Origin of the sequence: Nosocomiicoccus massiliensis (assembly GCF_000438455.1) — a bacterium.
GTDB classification, from domain to species: Bacteria; Bacillota; Bacilli; order Staphylococcales; family Salinicoccaceae; genus Nosocomiicoccus; species Nosocomiicoccus massiliensis.
In genome coordinates, this window is the sequence record NZ_CAVG010000088.1 from 1 (window position 1) to 4602 (window position 4602).

Below are 4602 nucleotides of genomic sequence, written 5' to 3' on the forward strand. Positions count from 1 at the left end.
ATTTTTATGATTGTCATGAGCTTGCAAAACGTTGAAAAAAATTACGGTTCAACAGAAATTTTAAAGAATATAAATTTAGAAATTAAATCGAGAGAAACAATCGGTATTGTCGGTGGAAATGGTGCGGGGAAAACAACTCTCATGAAGATTATGGCAGATGAATTATCATATGATAGTGGTAATATTGTTACACCAAAAGATGTTTCTATTGGCTATTTAACACAAGAAATGTCACTAGAATCCGACAAAACGGTACGTGAAGAAATGAATTTAGCATTTAGTCACGTTTTAAAAGTAAAAGATGAGATCGATATCGTCACAGAGTGGCTAACAAATCATGAGTATACACACGAAGATTATAACGACCAAGTGAAACGTTTAGAGTATCTTCAAAACTTTTTTGAAGCTCATAATGGCTACACAATCGACGTTGAAATTAAAACTGTCATTACTGGACTCAACTTTAGTTTAGAAGACTTAGACCGACCGATAAATGAGTTTTCTGGTGGTCAAAAGACGAGATTACAACTCGGGAAAATGCTTCTTTACCGTCCGGACATTTTATTACTCGATGAGCCGACGAACCACCTTGACCTAGAAACTGTCGAATGGCTAGAAAACTATTTAAATCGTTATACTGGATCCGTCGTCGTTATATCCCACGACCGATTTTTCTTAGACCGTATCGTCGATAAGATTTATGAAATAGAATTCCAAAAAGGAAAATTATATCACGGTAATTACACGAATTATCAAAAACAAAAAGAAGAAGATTATAATCGTGAGCTTGGTCAATATAGGCGACAACAAGATGAAATCAAACGACTTGAAACGTTCGTCGAGAAAAACATCGCACGAGCATCGACAAGTGGTATGGCTAAAAGCAGACGAAAAATGCTCGAACAAATGGACCGAATCGATTCTCCAACGCGCGACACAAGGCAAGCACAGTTTCACTTCACTATTGAAAAGGAAAGTGGAAATGACGTACTACGTGTGAAAGAACTTACGATTGGCTATGACGAAGTTATCAATGATGACTTAAACTTCTCCGTTGAAAAAGAAGATCGTTTACTCGTTTTAGGACCAAATGGTATCGGTAAATCGACTCTCATTAAAACAATCGCAAAATTACTTCTCCCTCTCGGTGGAGACATCCAGTACGGGACAAACGTATCGATTGGTTACTATGATCAAAAACAAGCAGAATTCTATTCTGAAAACACAATACTTGAAGAGCTGTGGAAAGAGTACCCTCATTTTCAAGAACAAGATATTCGTAAAATACTCGGACAATTTTTATTCACACAAGATGATGTATTAAAGCATGTCTATCAGCTAAGCGGAGGAGAAAAAGCACGCATACAACTGGCGAAACTCATGCTACAAAAAAATAATTTGCTCCTACTCGACGAGCCTACAAACCACTTAGACATTCAAAGTAAAGAGATGCTAGAATCAGCGCTTATGGACTACCCAGGGACAATTATCGCCGTATCACACGACAGGTACTTCATCAAAAAACTAGCAAATCGCATTATGGAAATGGATAGGCAAAAAACGAAAATCATAAATGGTGACTATGAATACTATCTCCATAAAAAAGAAGAGGAAGAAGCACAACGTGTATTTGTTGAAGTAACAGTGGAGAAAGAGACTAACGACGATTACCTAAGACAAAAAGAACTTCGTAGCCAAATACAAAAGCTATCGAGAGAAAGCGACAAACTTCAACAAAGAATAGAAATAATCGAGACAGAAATTGAAGAAATCGAATTAGAAATGACACAGCCAGAAGTATTCAACGATTTTGAGAAAACAAATGAACTAAATGAGAAGCTCGGGTCATTGAATACCGAACTCGAAGATAAGTTATCGGAATGGGAAGAAATAGAGGTTAAAAAATCAGAACTCGAATAATTCTCCACAACAATACACACACAATCCATAAGTTATGCACAAAGTTATCCACAACTGTGCATAACTTTTTATTTTGTCGTATTTTATATAAAAAAACACATCAGATTTAGGCTGATGTGTTAGTATGATACTTCTTCTATATCTATATAGTTATATCCATTTAAATTTAAATCTGCGAAATCTCCACGTTTATACTGTTCGTACGCGACAGCTCCGATCATTGCAGCGTTGTCGGTACAGTATTTTAAACTCGGTATATATAATTCTACTCCGTTTTCTTTTGTTAACGTTTCGAAACGATCTCTGAGGCCACTATTCGCTGCGACTCCACCAGCAACGATTAATGTCTTAATATTTTCTTCGTCTAAAGCGCGCATTGTTTTTGTCGTTAAGACGTCTACGACGCTTTCCTGGAAGCTTTTTGCAACATTTGCTGGTTTAATTTCGATATTTTTCTGTCTTTCATTATGAAGTGTATTGATTACATTTGATTTTAAACCACTAAAGCTAAAGTTATATCCCTCATCTTGTAATGCACGTGGGAAATTGTACGTATCGCTGCCTTCTTTAGATAGCTTATCTATTTCTGGTCCACCTGGATAAGGTAATCCGATTACTCGAGCGACTTTGTCATATGCTTCTCCTACCGCATCATCTAGTGTTTCACCGATTACTTCAAACTGTAAATGGTCTTCCATTTTAACGAGCTCAGTATGACCACCTGACACGATTAACGCAATGAGTGGGAATTTTACGTCATGCTCTAATTGATTTGCATATATATGTCCTGCGATATGGTGGACAGGAATAAGTGGTAAATCATGTGCGTACGCAAATGCTTTCGCTGCGTTTACACCGACGAGTAACGCTCCGATTAAACCTGGTCCATATGTTACTGCAACCGCATCAAGTTCTTTTGGTGTGACGTTCGCCTCGTGAAGTGCCTCTTCTATCACTCGAGTGATAGACTCAACGTGATGTCTTGATGCGACTTCTGGAACGACACCTCCAAAACGCTTATGACTCTCTATTTGGCTCACGACGATATTTGAAAGTACAGTGTTCCCATTTTGTATGACACTCGCAGCAGTCTCATCGCAGCTTGTTTCTATCGCCAATATATTAATATTTTTTTTCCATCTAATCTCACCCACATGACATGTGCATCTTTACCTGCACCGTAATAATCTTTTCGTATACCACCATATATAAATTCTTTAGATTCATATAATTTAATCGCATGATAATTATTAACATTTACTTCTAATGATATTTGACGCACAGTTGGTTTACAATAATCTATAACAAAATCCATCAATGCATTCGCATAGCCATTTCCTCGCGACTCTGGACTGATCGCAATCGTTGTAATCTGTGCATCATCTACTACAATCCATAGGCCAATATAACCTATAATGACGTCATTCTTTTCTGCGACAAAATAATGTGCAAAAGGATTGTTACACAGTTCATGGACATATGTTTCTTCTGTCCATGGTGAATCTGGAAAAGATACAACCTCTATTTTCTGAACTGATGAAACGTCTTCAGAATTCATCGGACGGATTACGATTGATTGTTTTTCCAATTTCTCTCAGCCTCAGTTAATCTTAAATAATCTGGTACAACATCATGCGCATCGACTTTCGTTAAAAGATCATCATCCATTCCAATAATTGATGAAATTCTTGGTGTAGTATGGACACCGTCAACTTCAAATGACTGTGTTTCAAGTGTATTATGCACAATAACAGCACCGTATTTTAAAACGAGATCCGAATACTCTTTTCCTGTTCTAAGCTTAGGTTCTTCTAATACGTCGTATCCATTTTGATCCACGTCATATATCGCACTAAAACAGTTTCCACGTCTTGCATCCATCATAGGTGCAACTACACCACGATAGCTCGCAGCTAATACGAGTAAACTCGACACTGTATAAACTGGTATATTTAATGAAACAGCTAACGTTTTTGCAACTGTTACTCCTATTCTTAACCCTGTATATGATCCTGGACCATTGGCTACAATAATTCGTTCTAACTCAGACTTATCTACATTCGCAAGTTTAAGTACCTCGTTAATAACTGGCATTAACGTTTCTGAATGTGTGCGTTTAATATTGATATTAATTTCAGCTAATAACACATTATCTGATACTGCGACAGACAACGAACGATTAGAAGTATCTATATATAATGACTTCACTTATAACACACCTACTAATTCCTCGTATTGTTTCCCTTCAGAAATAATTGAAACCTTTCTTTTACTATCATCAATACGTTCAATATTAACTTTCAAATATTCTTTAGGTAAAAATTCTTCTATAAAATTATACCATTCAACTATTGTTATATCATAATCATTGAAATATTCATCAAATCCTAAATCTTCATCGCTATGTTCTAAGCGATAACAATCCATGTGATGTAAATAATTATCATCTAATTTATAAGACTTAATAATATTAAATGTAGGAGAAGTAATTGCTCGTTTAACGCCTAACGATTTACCTAAAAATTGAGTAAATGTCGTTTTACCAGCCCCTAAATCACCACTTAAAAGAATAACTGTTCCTCGTTTAATATACTGTCCAATAGTTTCAGCTAATTGTTTAGTATCATTTAAATCATTTATATAAATAGTTTTATCCATAATAACCTCATAATATATAAAAAG

General features: G+C 35.9%; 5 protein-coding genes. 1 reads left to right on the forward strand and 4 read right to left on the reverse strand.

Annotated features, from left to right (window positions below; all coding sequences use genetic code 11):
- Positions 1–1920 (forward strand): ABC-F family ATP-binding cassette domain-containing protein (locus TJ68_RS03915; protein WP_475086379.1); only part of this gene is annotated, 1920 nt, incomplete at its 5' end.
- Between the two features lie 119 nt (positions 1921–2039).
- Here the strand turns inward: TJ68_RS03915 and tsaD are convergent.
- The 4 genes from tsaD to tsaE are packed head-to-tail and all read right to left on the reverse strand — an operon-like array spanning position 2040 to position 4578.
- Positions 2040–3065, reverse strand: a complete 1026-nt coding sequence (gene tsaD / locus TJ68_RS03920) for a tRNA (adenosine(37)-N6)-threonylcarbamoyltransferase complex transferase subunit TsaD (protein WP_040928868.1) — start codon at positions 3063–3065, stop codon at positions 2040–2042.
- A complete protein-coding gene (gene rimI / locus TJ68_RS03925) occupies positions 3029–3508 on the reverse strand; it encodes a ribosomal protein S18-alanine N-acetyltransferase (RefSeq protein WP_040928864.1) in 480 nt (159 codons plus the stop codon). The genes tsaD and rimI overlap by 37 nt, the downstream gene beginning before the upstream one ends.
- Positions 3487–4128, reverse strand: a complete 642-nt coding sequence (gene tsaB, locus TJ68_RS03930; RefSeq protein ID WP_040928865.1) for a tRNA (adenosine(37)-N6)-threonylcarbamoyltransferase complex dimerization subunit type 1 TsaB — start codon at positions 4126–4128, stop codon at positions 3487–3489. Before tsaB ends, rimI begins: the two co-directional genes overlap by 22 nt.
- Positions 4129–4578, reverse strand: a complete 450-nt coding sequence (tsaE, locus tag TJ68_RS03935) for a tRNA (adenosine(37)-N6)-threonylcarbamoyltransferase complex ATPase subunit type 1 TsaE (RefSeq protein ID WP_040928866.1) — start codon at positions 4576–4578, stop codon at positions 4129–4131.
- Between the last annotated feature and the right edge of the window lie 24 nt (positions 4579–4602).

Excerpts from the sequence above, each read along its gene's own strand:
- tsaE (WP_040928866.1), bottom strand. The coding sequence starts at position 4,578 with ATGGATAAAACTATTTATATAAATGATTTAAATGATACTAAACAATTA.